Source organism: Streptomyces noursei ATCC 11455, assembly GCF_001704275.1.
Classification (GTDB): domain Bacteria; phylum Actinomycetota; class Actinomycetes; order Streptomycetales; family Streptomycetaceae; genus Streptomyces; species Streptomyces noursei.
Genome location: NZ_CP011533.1, coordinates 3501503 through 3518590 on the forward strand (window position 1 = coordinate 3501503; position 17088 = coordinate 3518590).

At 73.2% G+C, this 17088-nt stretch carries 18 protein-coding genes; 12 read left to right on the plus strand and 6 right to left on the minus strand.

Annotation, left to right across the window (positions count from 1 at the left end):
- Nucleotides 1-134: 134 nt before the first annotated feature.
- Complete coding sequence (locus tag SNOUR_RS14475; protein WP_067347033.1) at nt 135-1670, minus strand: MFS transporter; 1536 nt, start codon at nt 1668-1670, stop codon at nt 135-137.
- 152 nt (nt 1671-1822) lie between these two features.
- Between SNOUR_RS14475 and SNOUR_RS14480 the strand changes: the two genes are divergently transcribed.
- The 4 genes from SNOUR_RS14480 (at nt 1823) to SNOUR_RS14495 (ending at nt 6792) form a co-directional block, all read left to right on the plus strand.
- Nucleotides 1823-2845, plus strand: coding sequence for a helix-turn-helix transcriptional regulator (locus tag SNOUR_RS14480; RefSeq protein WP_067347035.1), 1023 nt, complete (start codon nt 1823-1825; stop codon nt 2843-2845).
- Between the two features lie 88 nt (nt 2846-2933).
- A complete protein-coding gene (locus SNOUR_RS14485) occupies nt 2934-5210 on the plus strand; it encodes a heavy metal translocating P-type ATPase (RefSeq protein ID WP_067347036.1) in 2277 nt (758 codons plus the stop codon).
- A 170-nt stretch (nt 5211-5380) separates the two neighbouring features.
- Entirely contained in the window at nt 5381-6319 is a 939-nt protein-coding gene (locus tag SNOUR_RS14490) for a beta-ketoacyl-ACP synthase III (RefSeq protein ID WP_067347038.1), read from the plus strand.
- 68 nt (nt 6320-6387) lie between these two features.
- Nucleotides 6388-6792 (plus strand): VOC family protein, encoded by a 405-nt coding sequence (locus SNOUR_RS14495; RefSeq protein WP_067347039.1) that lies wholly within the window; start codon nt 6388-6390, stop codon nt 6790-6792.
- Nucleotides 6793-6816: 24 nt separating this feature from the next.
- On the opposite strand, the gene SNOUR_RS14500 is transcribed toward SNOUR_RS14495, so the two are convergent.
- The 3 genes from SNOUR_RS14500 to SNOUR_RS14510 all read right to left on the minus strand — a co-directional run bounded on the left by SNOUR_RS14500 (nt 6817) and on the right by SNOUR_RS14510 (nt 8844).
- Complete coding sequence (locus SNOUR_RS14500) at nt 6817-7050, minus strand: hypothetical protein (protein ID WP_067347041.1); 234 nt, start codon at nt 7048-7050, stop codon at nt 6817-6819.
- Between the two features lie 83 nt (nt 7051-7133).
- Nucleotides 7134-8051: a glutaminase gene (locus tag SNOUR_RS14505; protein WP_067347043.1), complete on the minus strand. Its 918-nt coding sequence runs from the start codon at nt 8049-8051 to the stop codon at nt 7134-7136.
- A gap of 10 nt (nt 8052-8061) precedes the next feature.
- Nucleotides 8062-8844, minus strand: a complete 783-nt coding sequence (locus tag SNOUR_RS14510; RefSeq protein WP_067347045.1) for a helix-turn-helix domain-containing protein — start codon at nt 8842-8844, stop codon at nt 8062-8064.
- A 122-nt stretch (nt 8845-8966) separates the two neighbouring features.
- On the opposite strand from SNOUR_RS14510, the gene SNOUR_RS14515 reads away from it, so the two are divergent.
- Together SNOUR_RS14515 and SNOUR_RS14520 are read left to right on the plus strand one after the other, a co-directional pair.
- The gene (locus SNOUR_RS14515) at nt 8967-9200 is read left to right on the plus strand and encodes a hypothetical protein (RefSeq protein WP_067347046.1); all 234 of its coding nucleotides are present in this window, start codon (nt 8967-8969) and stop codon (nt 9198-9200) included.
- Between the two features lie 64 nt (nt 9201-9264).
- Nucleotides 9265-10170, plus strand: a complete 906-nt coding sequence (locus tag SNOUR_RS14520; protein ID WP_067347048.1) for a 1-aminocyclopropane-1-carboxylate deaminase/D-cysteine desulfhydrase — start codon at nt 9265-9267, stop codon at nt 10168-10170.
- Between the two features lie 53 nt (nt 10171-10223).
- On the opposite strand, the gene SNOUR_RS14525 is transcribed toward SNOUR_RS14520, so the two are convergent.
- On the minus strand, nt 10224-11816 hold the full coding sequence (locus SNOUR_RS14525) for a Na+/H+ antiporter (RefSeq protein ID WP_376738586.1): 1593 nt from the start codon (nt 11814-11816) through the stop codon (nt 10224-10226).
- A 69-nt stretch (nt 11817-11885) separates the two neighbouring features.
- Between SNOUR_RS14525 and SNOUR_RS14530 the strand changes: the two genes are divergently transcribed.
- From SNOUR_RS14530 to SNOUR_RS14545, 4 genes are all read left to right on the plus strand, one after another.
- A complete protein-coding gene (locus SNOUR_RS14530) occupies nt 11886-12146 on the plus strand; it encodes a UBP-type zinc finger domain-containing protein (protein ID WP_067347051.1) in 261 nt (86 codons plus the stop codon).
- 64 nt (nt 12147-12210) lie between these two features.
- The gene (locus SNOUR_RS14535) at nt 12211-12699 is read left to right on the plus strand and encodes a GNAT family N-acetyltransferase (protein ID WP_067347053.1); all 489 of its coding nucleotides are present in this window, start codon (nt 12211-12213) and stop codon (nt 12697-12699) included.
- 307 nt (nt 12700-13006) lie between these two features.
- A complete protein-coding gene (locus tag SNOUR_RS14540) occupies nt 13007-13420 on the plus strand; it encodes an ATP-binding protein (RefSeq protein ID WP_039632890.1) in 414 nt (137 codons plus the stop codon).
- A 43-nt stretch (nt 13421-13463) separates the two neighbouring features.
- A complete protein-coding gene (locus tag SNOUR_RS14545) occupies nt 13464-14429 on the plus strand; it encodes an RNA polymerase sigma factor SigF (RefSeq protein ID WP_067347055.1) in 966 nt (321 codons plus the stop codon).
- A 419-nt stretch (nt 14430-14848) separates the two neighbouring features.
- Here SNOUR_RS14545 and SNOUR_RS14550 read toward each other — a convergent pair whose 3' ends face one another.
- A complete protein-coding gene (locus SNOUR_RS14550; RefSeq protein ID WP_067347056.1) occupies nt 14849-15310 on the minus strand; it encodes a hypothetical protein in 462 nt (153 codons plus the stop codon).
- Between the two features lie 95 nt (nt 15311-15405).
- On the opposite strand from SNOUR_RS14550, the gene SNOUR_RS14555 reads away from it, so the two are divergent.
- A complete protein-coding gene (locus SNOUR_RS14555; RefSeq protein WP_067347058.1) occupies nt 15406-16389 on the plus strand; it encodes a diacylglycerol/lipid kinase family protein in 984 nt (327 codons plus the stop codon).
- Nucleotides 16390-16709: 320 nt separating this feature from the next.
- The gene (locus tag SNOUR_RS14560) at nt 16710-16967 is read left to right on the plus strand and encodes a WhiB family transcriptional regulator (RefSeq protein WP_003983230.1); all 258 of its coding nucleotides are present in this window, start codon (nt 16710-16712) and stop codon (nt 16965-16967) included.
- Nucleotides 16968-17088 lie beyond the last annotated feature (121 nt).

Sequence of the window (17088 nt, forward strand, 5' to 3'; positions counted from 1 at the left end):
CCCGGCAAGTATCGCCCGTAGGGGCGCGCGGACGGTACGGCCGGGGCTCGATTTTGCGGACTCCGCACCCGGTCGTGGGCCGCGCCGTGCCGTCCGTTTGCCCGCACGCCCCGGGCGTGCGCCCCGCGCGTCCGTCAGGGGACGAGCGCCGGCTGGTCGGCCGCGACCGGGGCCGACGCCGCCGCGGCGGGCGCCCCCGGCTCCTCCTGGGCCGGGCCGCCGGCACGAGCTCGCCGGGGCAGCCGGAACAGCAGGCCGAGGACGAGCACCAGCCCGCCGGCGATCCACCACAGGGCGTGCGTGGTGGCGGCCACGAAGCCCGCGCGCCCCGGCCCGTCCACCGCGCCGAAGAACGCCACCGACGACAGCGCCAGGCCCAGCGCCATGCCCACCTGGCCGGTGGTGTTGAAGATGCCGGAGGCCGAGCCGGAGTGCCGGACCGGCACCTCGGAGAGCACCGCGTCGGTGATCGGCGCGACGATCAGCCCCATGCCGGCGCCCATCAGGACCATCGCCGGGACCATCTGCCAGGACTGCATGGCGGTGCCGTAGTGGTCGGCCTGCCAGAGGTAGAGCAGGGCGCCGACGAGCATGATCAGCGCACCGGCCTGGAGCACCGCGCGGCCGAACCGGGGCACCAGCTTCTGCACCGACAGGCCGGCCGCGGCGGAGCAGGCCAGCGAGAACGGCAGACCGGTCAGCCCGGCGTGCAGCGGCCCCCAGCCCAGCCCGAGCTGCATGTAGAGCGTCCAGATCAGGAAGAACAGTCCGCTGACCGCGCCGAAGAGGAGCTGGACGCCGACGCCCGCCGCGAAGGTCCTGATCCGGAACAGCGAGAGCTCGACCAGCGGCGAGCCGTCCTTGCGGGCCTTGTGCCGCTCGTAGCGGACGAAGCCGGCGAGGACCAGCGGACCGGCCGCCATGGCGACGAAGCCCCAGACGGGCCAGCCGGCCTCGCGGCCGTGGGTGAGCGGGTAGAGCACCAGCAGCAGCCCGACGGTGAGCAGCGCGGTGCCGACCAGGTCGAGGCGGAGCGCGGTGTCCGACCGTGACTCGGTGAGGAAGCGGCGGCCGAGCAGGATCCCGACCAGGCCGACCGGGAGGTTGATCAGGAAGATCGGCCGCCACTCCAGGCCGAAGAGGTTCCCCTGGGTGAGCAGCGCGCCGATCAGCGGGCCGCAGACCGCGCCCAGGCCGACCACCGCGCCGAACATCCCGAAGACCTTGCCGCGCTCGTGGGCCGGGAAGCTGACGTGGATGATCGCCAGCACCTGCGGCACCATCAGCGCCGCCATCGCGCCCTGGAGCACCCGCGCGGCGACCAGCATCGCCGGGTCCGCGGCCAGGCCGCACAGTGCCGAGGCGACGGTGAAGCCGCCCATGCCGATCAGGAAGAACTTCTTACGGCCGTGGATGTCGCCGAGCCGGCCGCCGGTGATCAGGCCGATGGCGAAGGCCAGCGCGTATCCGGCAGTGATCCATTGCAGGGCGCCGAAGCCGGCGCCGGTGTCCTGCTGGATGTTGGGCAGCGCGATGTTGACGATCGTCGCGTCGACCAAATCCATGAAGCTCGCGGTCAGGACGACGGCGAGGGCTATCCACCGCCTGCGGTCGGCGGACGCGGGCGCGTCGCCCACCGGTGCGGCGGGGGTCGGGTCGGACGGGGTCATGCGGGGACTCCTGGTGGTGCCGTGGGCGAGCGGAAAGGGGACGTCCGGGGCGGCACGCGCTGCGCTGACGGCGCGTACCGCCCCGGACATCCCCGACACTAGGCGCCGTCTAGGACAGCTCCCGTCCTACTTCCTCGGTCATCATCGTCCCCATGAGTGAGACATCGGCACGTCTGCTGAACCTGTTGTCGCTGCTCCAGACGCCCCGGGAATGGCCGGGGCGGGAGCTCGCCGACCGGCTGCGGGTGACCACCCGGACCATCCGCCGCGACATCGAGCGGCTGCGCGAGCTGGGCTATCCGGTGCACGCCACGATGGGCGCCGAGGGCGGCTACCGGCTGGCCGCGGGCACCGCCATGCCGCCACTGCTGCTGGACGACGAGGAGGCGGTGGCCATCGCGGTGGGCCTGCGCTCGACGGCGGGGCACACCATCGCGGGCATCGAGGAGGCGTCGGTCCGGGCGCTGGCCAAACTGGAGCAGGTGCTGCCGACCCGGCTGCGGCGGCGGGTGGCCACGCTCGGCACGGCGACCGTCCCGATGCCGTCCGGCGACGGCCCCACCGTCGACCCGGAGCACCTGGCGGTGCTGGCCGCCGCGATCGCCAACCACGAGCGGGTGCGCTTCCGCTACCGCGCCGGCGCGGGCGACCTCAGCCGGCGCCTGGTGGAGCCGCACCGGCTGGTGGCGGCGGGCCGCCGCTGGTACCTGGTGGCGTTCGACAACGACCGCGACGACTGGCGGATCTTCCGGGTGGACCGGCTGAGCGAGCCGTTCGCCACCGGTGCGCGGACCGCGCCGCGCGAGCTGCCGGCCGCCGACGCCGGAGCGTACGTCCGTGAGCGGATGCGCGGCATGGCGGGGATGACGGCGACCTATCGGGCGGTGGCTACGGTCCACGGGCCGGCCGAGGAGGTGGCGGCCCGGCTCGGCGGCCCGGCGGCGGGCCGGGTCGAGCCGCTCGACGAGGGCAGCTGCCGCTGGCACAGCGCGCCCGACTCGCTGGAGTGGCTGGCGCTGCGGCTGGCGCTGCTGGGCCGGGAGTTCACCGTGCACGAGCCGGCCGAGCTGGCCGGATATGTACGGGAGATGGGTGGCCGGATGATGCGGGCGGGCGGCGCCACCGAGACCGACGCCACGCCGGAACCCTCTTCCGAGAATACCCCAGGGGGGTAAAGTGTCGGTGGGGTCGGCGGAAGGTGGACGGGACGCCGGCCGCCACCGGTGCCGCACGGCCCCACGAACAGGAGGAGGAGCAGCCGTCATGACCACCGCGATCGATGGGCCCGTGGTCGAGCTGGAGATCGGCGGTATGACCTGCGCCTCGTGCGCGGCCCGCATCGAGAAGAAGCTCAACCGCATGGACGGGGTCACCGCCACCGTCAACTACGCCACCGAGAAGGCGCAGGTGACGCTCGCGGAGGACAGCGGCGTGGGCACCGCCGACCTGATCGCCACCGTGGAGAAGACCGGCTACACCGCCGCGGTCCCCGCGCCGCCCGCCCCGGAACCGCCCGCCGACGGCGCCGAGCCCTGCCCGGCGGCGGAGGAGGCCGACGGCCCGCTCGCCGCGCTGCGGCAGCGGCTGCTCGTCTCCCTGGCGCTCTCCGTGCCGGTGATCCTGATGGCGATGGTCCCGGCGCTCCAGTTCACCAACTGGCAGTGGCTGTCGCTCACCCTGGCCGCCCCCGTGGTGGCCTACGGGGCGTGGCCGTTCCACCGGGCCGCCTGGACCAACCTGCGGCACGGGGCGGCCACCATGGACACCCTGATCTCCATGGGCACCCTCGCCGCCTTCGGCTGGTCGCTGTGGGCACTGTTCTTCGGTACGGCCGGGATGCCCGGCATGACCCACCCCTTCGAGCTGACCATCGCCCGCACCGACGGCAGCGGCGCCATCTACCTGGAGGCCGCGGCCGGCGTCACCACCTTCATCCTGGCCGGCCGGTACTTCGAGGCCCGCGCCAAGCGGAAGGCCGGCGCGGCCCTGCGGGCCCTGCTGGAACTGGGCGCCAAGGACGTCGCGGTGCTCCGCGCCGGCAAGGAGGTCCGGATCCCCGTCGGCGAGCTGCGGGTGGGCGACCGGTTCGTGCTCCGGCCCGGAGAGAAGATCGCCACCGACGGCCGGGTGGTGGAGGGCTCCTCCGCCGTGGACGCCTCGATGCTCACCGGCGAGTCCGTCCCCGTGGAGGTCGCCCCCGGCGACACCGTCACCGGCGCCACCGTCAACGCGGGCGGCCGGCTGGTCGTCGAGGCCACCCGGATCGGCGCGGACACCCAGCTCGCCCGGATGGCCAGGCTGGTGGAGGACGCCCAGAACGGCAAGGCGGCGGCCCAGCGGCTCGCCGACAGGATCTCCGCCGTCTTCGTCCCGATCGTCATCGCACTCGCCCTGGCCACCCTCGGCTTCTGGCTCGGCACCGGCCACGGCGCGGTCGCCGCGTTCACCGCCGCGGTCGCGGTGCTGATCATCGCCTGCCCGTGCGCCCTGGGGCTCGCCACGCCGACCGCGCTGATGGTCGGCACCGGCCGCGGCGCCCAGCTCGGCATCCTGCTCAAGGGGCCGGAGGTGCTGGAGACCACCCGCGCCGTCGACACCGTCGTCCTGGACAAGACCGGCACCGTCACCACCGGCGTGATGGCCCTGACCGGCGTCCACCTCGCCGACGGGGTGACCCGCACGCAGGCGCTGCGGCTGGCCGGCGCCCTGGAGCACTCCTCCGAGCACCCGATCGCCCGCGCCCTGGCCACCGCCGCCCAGGAGGCCGAGCCGACCGGCACCCTGCCGGCCCCCGAGGGCTTCACCAACGTCCCCGGCCTCGGCGTCCGCGGCTCCGTCGAGGGGCACTCCGTCCTGGTCGGCCGGGAACGCCTGCTCAACGACCGCGGCCAGCAGCTGCCGTCCGCGCTGGCCGCCGCCAAGGACGCCGCCGAGCGGGCCGGGCACACCGCGGTCGTGGTCGGCTGGGACGGCGCGGCCCGCGCCGTGCTGGTGGTCTCCGACGCGGTCAAGCCCACCAGCGCCGAAGCGGTCCGCCGGCTGCGCGCGCTGGGCCTGACCCCGGTCCTGCTGACCGGTGACAACCGGGCGGTCGCCGAGTCGGTCGCCGCGGAGGTCGGCATCGACGAGGTGATCGCCGAGGTCCTGCCCGAGGACAAGGTGGCCGTCGTCGAGCGCCTCCAGGCCGAGGGCCGCTCAGTCGCCATGGTCGGCGACGGCGTCAACGACGCCGCGGCGCTGGCCCGCGCCGACCTCGGTCTGGCGATGGGCACCGGCACCGACGCCGCCATCGAGGCCGGCGACCTCACCCTCGTCCGCGGCGACCTGCGCGCCGCGGCGGACGCCATCCGGCTCGCCCGGGCCACCCTCGGCACCATCCGCGCCAACCTCTTCTGGGCGTTCGGCTACAACGTGGCCGCGCTGCCGCTGGCCGCGGCGGGCCTGCTCAACCCCATGATCGCCGGCGCCGCGATGGCCTTCTCCTCGGTCTTCGTGGTCGGCAACAGCCTGCGCCTGCGGCGGTTCCGCGCCCTGGCCTGAGCCCCCGAGGGCCGTCCCGGCCCCGGCCGCGCATCGCGCCGCCGGGGCCGGGACGCGTCGGAAGCCTCCAGTTCTCGGCGCCGAACGTTGGCGGTTCGCACATCCTTCCGGCGTCGACGAGCGGCGAGACTGTGCGGGTACCGCCCGCTCCACGTACCGCAGGGGACCTCATGATCGGGTCGCGCATCCTGGCCCTCGGCCACTACCAGCCCTCCCGTGTGCTGACCAACGACGAGCTCGCCGGCATGGTCGACACCGACGACGCCTGGATCCGCAGCCGCGTCGGCATCCGCACCCGGCACGTCGCGGCGCCGGAGGAGACGGTGGACGCGATGGCCGCCGCGGCCGCCGAGAAGGCCCTGGCCTCCGCCGGCCTGGCCACCAAGGACATCGACCTGGTGCTGGTCGCCACCTGCACCGCCACCGACCGCAGCCCCAACACCGCGGCCCGGGTCGCGGCCCGCCTGGGCCTGGCCGCGCCGGCCACGATGGACATCAACGTCGTCTGTGCCGGCTTCACCCACGCGCTGGCCACCGCCGACCACGCGATCCGGGCCGGCTCGGCGACGAACGCCCTGGTCATCGGCGCGGAGAAGTTCACCGACGTGGTGGACTGGACCGACCGCTCCACCTGTGTCCTGGTCGGCGACGGCGCCGCGGCCGCGGTGGTCACCGCCTCCCCCGAGCCCGGCATCAGCCCGGTGCTGTGGGGGTCGGTCCCGGAGATGGGCAACGCCGTCCGCATCGAGGGCACCCCGGCCCGGTTCTCCCAGGAGGGCCAGACCGTCTACCGCTGGGCCACCACCCAGCTCCCGGCCATCGCCCGCAAGGTCTGCGACCGGGCCGGCCTGCGCCCCGAGGAACTGGCCGGCGTCGTCCTCCACCAGGCCAACCTGCGGATCATCGAGCCGGTCGCGGAGCGCATCGGCGCGGTCAACGCCGTCGTCGCCCGGGACGTCGTCGACTCCGGCAACACCTCGGCCGCCTCGGTCCCGCTCGCCCTGGCCAAGCTGGTCGAGCGCCGCGAGGTCCCGGCCGGCGCCCCGGTGCTGCTCTTCGCCTTCGGCGGCAACCTCTCCTACGCCGGCCAGGTCGTCCACATCCCCTGACGGCCCCGGCCCGGCGGCGTCCGATTCCTTCAAGACGGCGCCCCGCCGCCGCTCCTACGCTCGCGGCCATGAACACCCCACCCGTACCCCGCCTCGACGCGATCGGCCTGGTGGTGGCCGACATGGCCGCCTCCCTGGCGTTCTACCGCCGGCTCGGCCTCACCGTCCCCGACGGCAGCGACACCGCCCCGCACGCCGAGGCACGGCTCCCCGGGGGCCTCCGCCTGATGTGGGACACCCACGAGACCGCCCGCTCACTCGACCCCGACTGGACGCCGCTCCCGGCCGGCGCCCCCACCGGCCTGGCCTTCGCCTGCGCGGACGCCGCCCACGTCGACGCCGTGTACACGGACCTCACCGCCGCCGGCTACCGGGGCGGGAAGGCTCCCTGGGACGCCGACTGGGGCCAGCGCTACGCCGTCGTCCAGGACCCGGACGGCCACGGGGTGGACCTCTTCGCCCCGCTGCCCTAGGGACGGCCCGGCCGGCCGGGCCGATCATTCGGTGTCCTGCGGATGCTCCTCCAGGTACATCACGCCGCAGGTGCGGCAGAACGGCTGCGCCTCGGCCGTCCCCCACTTGCCGGCCGATTGGGTGACGGCGGCCGGGGCCAGCGGCTGGCCGCACATCGCGATGGTCGCGCCCACCCTGGTCATGTGCCACTTCTTGACCGGCGTGTCCTCGTGCGGCAGCACGCCCTCCGCATACTCCGCGCGCATCTCATGCTCCATGGCAGGTGCACCTCCTACCGCCCACCATGCGCCGCCGCTCCCGCCCCCACAACGCCAGCCCACCCGGGCGGGCGGCCATCGGCCTAGAAGACCGACCAGCCGGTGAGCGTGGTGAACTGGTCCAGCGCCGCCATGCCGGCCACGGAGTTCCCCCGCGCGTCCAGCCCCGGGCTCCACACGCACAGCGTGCACCGCCCCGGCACCACGGCCACGATGCCGCCGCCCACCCCGCTCTTCGCCGGCAGGCCCACCCGGTAGGCGAACTCCCCGGCGGCGTCGTACGTGCCGCAGGTCAGCATCACCGCGTTGATGCGCTTGGCCTCGCGCGCCTCCAGCAGCCGGCTCCCGTCGGCCCGCAGCCCGTGCCGGGCCAGGAACCCGCCGGCCACAGCCAGGTCCCGGCAGGACATCTCGATCGAGCACTGCCAGAAGTAGTGCTCGATGACGCTCGGCACGGGGTTCTCCAGATTCCCGAACGACGCCATGAAGTGCGCCAGGGCCGCGTTGCGGTCCCCGTGGTCGGCCTCGGAACCGGCCACCGCCTGGTCGAACGCCAGCTCCGTATTGCCGCTCTCGGCCTGGAGGAACTCCAGCATCGAGGTGCTGGCGTCACCGGTCATGGTCAGCAGGCGGTCCGTCACCACCAGGGCGCCCGCGTTGATGAAAGGATTCCTCGGAATCCCGTTCTCCCACTCCAGCTGCACCAGGGAGTTGAACGGCGTCCCCGAGGGCTCCCGCCCGACCCGCTGCCAGATGTCGTCGTCCCCATGGGAACCGGCCATCACCAGCGCCAGCGAGAACGCCTTGGAGATCGACTGCACGGAGAACGGGACCTGCCAGTCACCGGTCCCGTACACCTCGCCGTTGATGTCCGCTACCGCGATACCGAAGCGGTCCGGGGACACCTCCGCCAACGCCGGAATGTAGTCGGCGACGTGCCCGCGCCCCACGAACGGCCTCGCATAGGCCGCTACCTCCTCAAGAACGGCCTGGTAGTCCATAGCGGACACGCTAACCCGCGCCGAGGACCGCTCCCATAGGAGCCCCCGCAAGAGACTTCACCTCGCGCGCCAAATGGGCCTGGTCCGCGTATCCGGCGCGCGCCGCGACCTCGGCGTACGGGACGCCGGCGCGGGCCAGGTCCAGCGCCCGCACCAGCCGCAGCACCCGGCTCAGCGTCTTCGGTCCGTACCCGAACACCGCCAGGCTGTGCCGGTGCAGCTGCCGTTCGCCCAGCCCGGCCAATCGGGCGGCCTCCGCCACCGGTCGGCCGCGCCCGAGCGCGGTCACCAGCGCCGCGGTCCGCCCGTCCCGCCCCGGCAGCTCACCGCGCGCACCGGCCCCGGCGGCCCACCGCCCGGCCGCCCGCAGCCGGTCCCGCGCGGCCTCCTCCAGCACCGCCCCCGGTCCGTCGGCCGCCGCCCGCTCCGCCAGTTCACGGGCCCGCCGGGCGCCCCACAGGTCCTCCAACGGCACCCGTCGGTCGCGCAGTTCATGGGCCGGCACCCCGAAGACCGCCGGCCCCTGCCCCGGCGCGAACCGCAGCCCCACCCAGCGCGTCCCGTCCGGCACCGCGGCGTCCACGCGCTGCGGCCCGGTGTCCGGCCCGGCCACCAGCAGCCGCCCCGCGCTCCAGATCAGGTCCGTGCACCCGTCGGGCAGCACCGGCCCCGCCCCGGGCAGCGTGGTGGTGCTCCACAGCACCGCCCCCGGCAGCCGCGACGCCCGCTCCCGGTAAGTCCCCCGGGCGGTCCGGCCGGTGTCCGCCCCCGCTGCACCAACCGGCTCACCCATGTCGCGCTCCTCGCCCACATCCCCCAGCCTGGCACGGGAACCGTACGGCCGTCCCCGCCGTTGATCCCTTACGAAACCGACACCGACCGGGTCGCACCGGCCCGTACGCCAGGGAGGCAGCAATGTCAGGGTTTCTCGACCGCGCCAAGGAGCAGGCCAAGCAGGGACTGGCCCAGGGCAAGCAGAAGGTCGACGAGTTGCAGCAGCAGCGCACGGGCAACGACCTCCTGAGGAAGCTCGGCGCGGCCTATTACGCGGAGCGCCGCGGCAGTGGCACCCCCGATGCCACCCAGAGCGCCCTCACCGCCCTCGAAGCCCACATCAGCGCCCACGGCGACGGCTTCCTGCACGGCTGACGCCACACCACCACCGCACCCCCGTCCCCCTTCCCTTCCCTTCCCCATCCCCCTCCCCGCTCCCGTGACCAGCCCCGATCCCCAGGCCCTCCGCCCCCGCCTCCCCTCCCCCCTCCAACCCGTCGACGACGAGCGGTTCACCCGCCGCGGCGTCCGGCTGGTGCTCAAGCGCGACGACCTCATCCACCCCGCCCTGCCGGGCAACAAGTGGCGCAAGCTGGCCCCCAACCTCCGGGCCGCGACCGAGGCCGGCGACCGCGCGCTGCTCACCTTCGGCGGTGCGTACTCCAACCACCTGCGCGCCACGGCCGCCGCGGGCCGGCTGCTCGGCTTCACGACCATCGGGGTGGTCCGCGGCGACGAGCTCGCCGGCGCCCCGCTCAACTGGTCCCTGGCGCGCTGCGTCGCGGACGGGATGGAACTGCACTTCGTCGACCGCGCCACCTACCGCCGCGCGTCCGACCCGGAGGTGCTCGCCGCCCTCCACGAGCGGTTCGGCGCCTTCCGCCTCATACCCGAGGGCGGCAGCAACGCCCTCGCCGCACAGGGCTGCACGGAGTTGGGCCGGGAGCTGCGCGGGCAGGCCGACACGGTCGCGGTGGCCTGCGGCACCGGCGGCACCCTGGCCGGGCTCGCCGCCGGCCTCGGCCCCGGCCAGCGCGCGCTGGGCATACCGGTCCTCAAGGGCGGCAGCCCGCACTTCCTCCACGGGACGGTCGCCGACCTCCAGCGCGCAGCCTTCGGCGAGGTCCGCGGCGACTGGACGCTGGCGGAGGAATTCCACTGCGGCGGCTACGCCCGCCGCACCCCCGAACTCGACGCGTTCGCCGACGCCTTCGAGGAGCGGCACGGCCTGCCCGTCGAGCGGGTCTACGTCGCCAAGCTGCTGCTCGCCCTGACCACCCTGACCGAGCGGGGCGCCTTCCCGCCCGGCAGCACCGTCGCCGCCGTCGTCACCGGCACCGCCTGAGGCCCGCCCGGCGGGGCCCGGCCCGACGCGCCGACCGGCCCCGGCCCTCGGCCTCAGCCCTCGGTCTCCCGGTAGGCCGCCGCCTCCTCCAGGTCCAGCCGCCGCAACAGCGTCCGCATCATCTCGTCGTCGATGCGCCGGGCGTCCCGCAGCTCGACGAAGACCCGCCGCTCGGTCTCGATCATCTCCCGGGCCAGTCGCCGATAGGTGTCGTCGGCGGACTCCCCGGTCAGCTCGTTGACGGCGCCCAGCCGCTCCCAGACCGCGTTGCGGCGGCGTTCCATGACCGTGCGCAGCCGGTCGGCCAGCGGCCCCGGCAGGGCGTTCCGCTCGTCCTGGAGCAGGGCGTCGAGCCGGGCCTCGGCGGCCCGCGACGCCTCGCTCTGGGCCTGCCCCTCGGCGAGCGTCTCGGCCTGGGCGTCCCGGCCGGGCAGCCGCAGCGCCCGGATCAGCGGCGGCAGCGTCAGTCCCTGGATGACCAGCGTGCCGATCACGGTGGTGAAGGTCAGGAACAGCACCAGGTTGCGGGCCGGGAAGGGGCCGCCGTCCAGGACCGTCGCGGGGATGGAGAAGGCGATGGCCAGCGAGACCACCCCGCGCATCCCGGCCCAGCCGACGATGACCGGCGCGTTCCAGGTGGTGTCCGGTTCGCGGGTCCGGATCCGGGCCGACAGCAGCCGCGGCAGGTACGTCGCGGGGAAGACCCACACATAGCGCGCCAGCACCACGGCGCCGAACACGATCGCCGCGTACCCGAGGGCCTGGGCGGTGCTGAACTCCCCCAGGCCGCGCAGCACGACCGGCAGTTGGAGTCCGATCAGCGCGAAGACCGCGGACTCCAGCACGAAGGAGACCATCTTCCAGACCGCCTCCTCCTGGAGCCGGGTCTCGAAGTCGACCTGCCAGGAGCGGTGGCCCAGGTAGAGGCCGACGACCACGACGGCCAGCACCCCGGAGGCCCCGACCTGTTCGGCCGCGGCGTACGCGGTGAACGGGATGAGCAGGGAGAGGGTGTTCTCCAGGAGCGGCGATTCCCGCAGCCGGCAGCGCAGCCAGTGCAGCGGCACCATCAGCACCAGGCCGATCCCGATGCCGCCCAGGGACGCCACGGCGAACTCCTTGAGGCCGGCGCCCCAGGAAGCGCTGGCTCCCACGGCGGCGCCCAGCGCGACCTTGTACGCGGTGATCGCGGTGGCGTCGTTGACCAGCGACTCGCCCTGGAGGATCGTCGTGATCCGGTGCGGCAGGCCCAGTCTGCGGGCGATCGCGGTGGCCGCGACGGCGTCCGGCGGGGCGACGACGGCGCCCAGGACCAGCGCGGCGGTCAGCGGCAGGTCCGGGACGACCAGGTACGCCACGTACCCGACGGCCAGCGTCGCGAACAGCACATAGCCGATGGAGAGCAGCGCCACCGGCCGCAGATTGGCCCGCAGGTCCAGGTAGGAGCTGTCCAGGGCGGCGGTGTGCAGCAGCGGGGGCAGCAGGAGCGGCAGCACGATGTGCGGGTCGAGGGTGTAGTCCGGGACGCCGGGGACGTACGAGGCCCCGAGCCCCACGGCGACCAGCAGCAGCGGCGCCGGCACCGGGGTGCGCCGCGCCAGCCCGGCGACCCCCGCGCTGCACGCGACCAGCAGCAACAGCGGCATCACGTCCACGCCCGCACCGTCCCCACACTCATCCCCCGCCGGCCGTCCCGGCGATCTAACCTGGCCATCATGAGCGAGTGCACGCATGTTCCCGAATCCCCGCGCGCCGAACCGGTGCCGCTGAGCGAGACCTGCCTGGAGTGCCTGGCCGTCGGCAGCCACCCGGTACAGCTGCGGCTCTGCCTGCAGTGCGGGCACGTCGGCTGCTGCGACTCCTCGCCGTACCGCCATGCCACCGGGCACTTCCAGGAGACCGGCCACCCGGTGATGCGGTCGTTCGAACCGGGCGCGTCGTGGCGCTGGTGCTTCGTCGACGAGGTGCTGGTCTGAGGCCGGCCGGGGAGTGCGGCGGACCCCCTCGGAGCGTTCCGGGGCGCCGGTCTAGCCTTGCGGCATGATCCGCGAAGCGCTGCCCGACGATGTCCCCGTCATCCTCGCCATGATCGGCGAACTGGCCGCCTACGAGCGCGTCCCCGAGGCCGCGCGGGCCACCGAACCGCAGCTGAAGGAGGCGCTGTTCGGTCCGCAGCCGGCCGCCTTCGCACTGATCGCCGAGGACGCCGGGAAGCCGGTCGGCTTCGCCCTGTGGTTCCGGAACTTCTCGACGTGGACGGGCACGCACGGTGTCTACCTGGAGGACCTGTACGTCCGCCCCGAGGCACGCGGCGGCGGTCACGGCAAGGCATTGCTGGCGGCCCTCGCACAGATCTGCGTGGCGCGCGGCTACGAACGTTTCGAGTGGTCGGTCCTGGACTGGAACGAACCGACCATTGGTTTTTACCGATCCATCGGCGCCGAGCCCATGGACGAATGGACGGTCTTCCGGCTCACTGGAGATGCGCTGCACTCACTGGCGGATACGGCACCTGCCAACGGAGCGTAATCGGCCTCGATTTGGCGCCCCAGACCCCTACCACCGTCCGTGCCCGAGGTTTTACACTCTGTAACAGACGCTCCGCCGCGAGCCGTCCGTCGCCTTCCGGACGGCTGCCCTGCTCCTTCTGGGCGACACCGGCCCGCGGATCGCGATAGCGTCACAGCCGAACCACGAGCCGCGCCGGATCGTTCTCCTTAGCACCTGGCGGGAGAGCCGCCCGGCACGGATGCCCCGAAGTACGCGAAAAACGCGAACCGCAAGAGCTTCATCACGCATTCCAGCTCTACCAGCTTGTGCCACCTTGGAGGTGAGGGTGTCCCAGATCGCAGGCGAGCCCGGGACTCAGGACTTCGTGGAAGTCCGTCTGCCCGCTGCGGGTGCCTACCTGTCCGTGCTGCGTACCGCCACGGCCGGGCTCGCAGCCCGCTTGGACTTCACCCTCGACGAAATCGAGGATCTGCGCATCGCGGTCGACGAAGCCTGCGCGATCCTGCTGCAACAGGCCGTCCCCGGCAGCGTGCTCAGCTGCGTCTTCCAGCTCATCGACGACGCGCTGCAGGTGACGGTGTCGGCCCCGACGACCGACGGCCGCGCTCCCGAGCGCGACACGTTCTCCTGGACGGTGCTCTCCGCACTGGCCGGCAAGGTCGACTCCACCGTCGCCGAGGACCGTACGGTCACCATCAGTCTGTACAAGGAGCGCGGCGCCGGTCCCGGACCGTCATGACCGAACAGGGGGCCCCGTGAAAGATCTCGAACGCGGCGCGAGGATGGCGGCGGGCGCGGTCATCCCCGGGCAGCATGCCCGGCCGCACCCGGTGGGAGCGGACGACCACGGCGGCCGGCTGGCCGCGGCGGAGCAGGCAGAGCGGGCGGACCACATGGACCACAGCGAGCAGCAGGGCCGACGGGCGGACCGGCAGGAAGCGCCGGCCACCGGCGGCCGGCCCCAGGAGCGGCATTCCCCGGCAGGGGAGGATCCGCACGACCGCGGCGGCGCCCGGGCGATGTTCTACGAGCTGCGCAAGCTCCCGGACGGCTCCCCGGAGCGCGCGGAGCTGCGCAACACCCTCGTGCGCATGCACCTGCCGCTGGTCGAGCACCTGGCCCGGCGGTTCCGCAACCGCGGCGAGCCGCTCGACGACCTGACCCAGGTCGCCACCATCGGCCTGATCAAGTCGGTCGACCGGTTCGACCCGGAGCGCGGGGTGGAGTTCTCCACGTACGCCACGCCCACCGTCGTCGGGGAGATCAAGCGGCACTTCCGCGACAAGGGCTGGGCGGTCCGGGTCCCGCGCCGTCTCCAGGAGCTGCGGCTGTCGCTGACCACGGCGACCGCCGAGCTGTCCCAGCGGCACGGCCGGGCGCCCACGGTCCACGAGCTGGCCGAGCACCTGGGGATCTCCGAGGAGGAGGTCCTGGAGGGTCTGGAGTCGGCGAACGCCTACAGCACCCTCTCGCTGGACGTCCCGGACACCGACGACGAGTCCCCGGCGGTCGCCGACACCCTCGGCGCGGAGGACGAGGCGCTGGAGGGCGTGGAGTACCGCGAGTCCCTCAAGCCGCTGCTGGAGGACCTGCCGCCGCGCGAGAAGAAGATCCTGCTGCTGCGGTTCTTCGGCAACATGACCCAGTCGCAGATCGCCCAGGAGGTCGGCATCTCCCAGATGCACGTCTCCCGCCTGCTGGCCCGCACCCTGGCCCAACTGCGCGACAAGCTCCTCGTGGAGGAATAACCGGCCACCCCCGGCCCGGAACCCAGGCCCCCGGTCCCCCGGGGCCCTGGAACTCCGCATCCGTCGACACCTACGACCCCGTCGACCCCCGCACTCGTCGAACTCCGCACCCGCAGAGCCCGGCGCCCCTCAGACCCCCTCGGACCGCCCCTCGGGCCCCTCGGACCGCCTCCCGGATCCTCTCGGAATCCGCCTCGCAATCCGTCGAGCCCGGTCTCTCCCCGAAAAATCCCGGTCGAGTCCGGCCTCTCCCCGAAAACCCCGATGGGGCGGGAATCCCACCCCGCCCCATCCCGTTGTGGCTCCGCAGGGGGCGCCGGCATCCCCTACGGGATCCGTTCGCCCCTCCCCTACGGGGCCTCGCGTCGTTTCGGGCCCCTCTCGCCACGGGCCGCCCCGCGCACTCCGCCGCTCGCGGGCTACGGCGCCTCGCGCGGACCGATGCCCAGCGCCTCGGTCGCCGTCGGATTGACCAGCAGGACGAGCACGACCAGCGCCGCCACCGCCAGCGCGGCCCCGGCGGCGATCAGCAGACCGCCGCCCTTGACGAGCGTCCAGGCGACCGGCAGCGCCACGATCTGGGTGATCAGCGACGGCCCCCGGCTCCACCGCCGACGCAGCCACAGTCCCCGCGCGGCGACCAGCGGCAGCACCGCCAGCGCCAGGATCGTCGCCCCGCCCATCTCCGCCTGCTGCGGACTGTCCGGCGCCCCGACCAGGCCGTTGATCAGCATGTACGCACCGAGGGCGGCCAGGGCCAGCCCCTCGATGCCGGTGAGTGCCGCGGCGGCGCTCAGCCGGGTGGGCCGCGGGCCGTCCGGCTCGGGTACCGCGGGGGTACCGGCGGCTCGCTTCGGGGACTGCTTCTGCTGACTGGTCACCTCAGCAGGGTAGCGTCGGGCCCCTGCCGGATCGGGCCCGCCCGCACCCCGGACAGGAGTGAGAGGAGTACCGGCAGGTAGGTACGCTGCTGCATATGCGCGCACTTCTCGTGGTCAATCCCGCAGCAACCACCACCAGTGCCCGCACCCGTGAGGTTCTCACCCACGCACTGGCCAGCGACCTCAAGCTGGAGGTCGCCGAGACGCGGTACCGCGGGCACGCCCGCGACCTGGCCCGGGAGGCCGCCGAGGGTGGGGAGACCGACCTGGTGGTGGCGCTCGGCGGCGACGGCACGGTCAACGAGGTCGTCAACGGCCTGCTGACGACGGGTCCCGACCCGGACTCGCACCCCCGGCTCGCCGTGGTCCCCGGCGGCTCCACCAACGTCTTCGCCCGCGCCCTGGGGTTGCCCAACGACGTCGTGGAGGCCACCGGCGCCCTGCTGGACGCGCTGCGCGACCGCAGCGAGCGCACGGTGGGCCTGGGCCTGGCCGCGGGCACACCGGGCAGCCCGGACGAGGGGGTGCCGGCCCGCTGGTTCACGTTCTGCGCCGGCTTCGGCTTCGACGCGGGCGTGGTCGGCCGGGTCGAACAGCAGCGCGAGCGCGGCAAGCGGTCAACCCACGCGCTGTACGTGCGCCAGGTCGTCCGGCAGTTCATGGGCGAGGCCAATCGCCGGCGCGGCACCATCACGCTGGAGCGACCGGGCGGGAAGCCGGGCACCACTGAGGTCATCGAGAACCTCACGATGTCCATAATCTGCAACACCGCGCCCTGGTCCTACCTGGGCAATCGCCCGATCTACCCCTCCCCCGAGGCGTCCTTCGACACCGCCCTGGACCTCTTCGCACTGGACAAGTTCTCGGTGCCCGCGGTGACCCGTTATGCGTCCCAACTCCTCGCCTCCACACCGGATCGCGGCCCACGGGGCAAGCACGTTCTCTCGCTCCACGACCTCACCGACTTCACCTTGCATTCGCAGGTTCCCCTGCCGTTTCAGATGGACGGTGACCACTTGGGACTGCGGACGAGTGTGACGTTCACAGGCGTTCGCCGTGCACTGCGTGTGATTGTGTGAGCAGTAGAGCCTAAAGTCCTTTCACTCGAACGTTTAGGCTGGCTTCCACCCCCTGGAATGACGGCTGTGAGCTAGGCGACACCAAGGAATCAAAAAAAAGTTTCCGGAAGGGGTTGTATCCGTCGCCGAGGTTTGCGAGTCTCTTCATGGCGATCGGGACGGCCGCTCTACCGGCCCCCTTGAGAGCCCGAATCCTCCTCCTCATCCCACAGGACCGCACCAGTCGTTGACTGGCCTCCGGCCCTTCCCTTGTGGAGGGATTCGTGAAAGCGTTCACATTCACAAGCAACGTTCCCGTCACACGAGGAGATGGAGCAGCCATGGACTGGCGTCACCGCGCCGTTTGCCGCGAAGAAGACCCCGAGCTCTTCTTCCCCATCGGCAACACCGGTCCCGCGCTGCTGCAGATCGAGGAAGCCAAGGCCGTCTGCCGCCGCTGCCCCGTCATGGAGCAGTGCCTGCAGTGGGCGCTTGAGTCCGGCCAGGACTCCGGCGTCTGGGGTGGTCTGAGCGAGGACGAGCGCCGCGCGATGAAGCGCCGTGCAGCTCGCAACCGGGCGCGCAACGCCAGCGCCTGAGCCAGCCTCCCCGTGGCCCCCGAGCCGCAGCGCGCAGTACCTTCGATGCCTACCCGGAGCTGAGACCCGGTCGTTATCGCATCGCTACAGCTTTGAGCCCCGGACCGATTTCGGTCCGGGG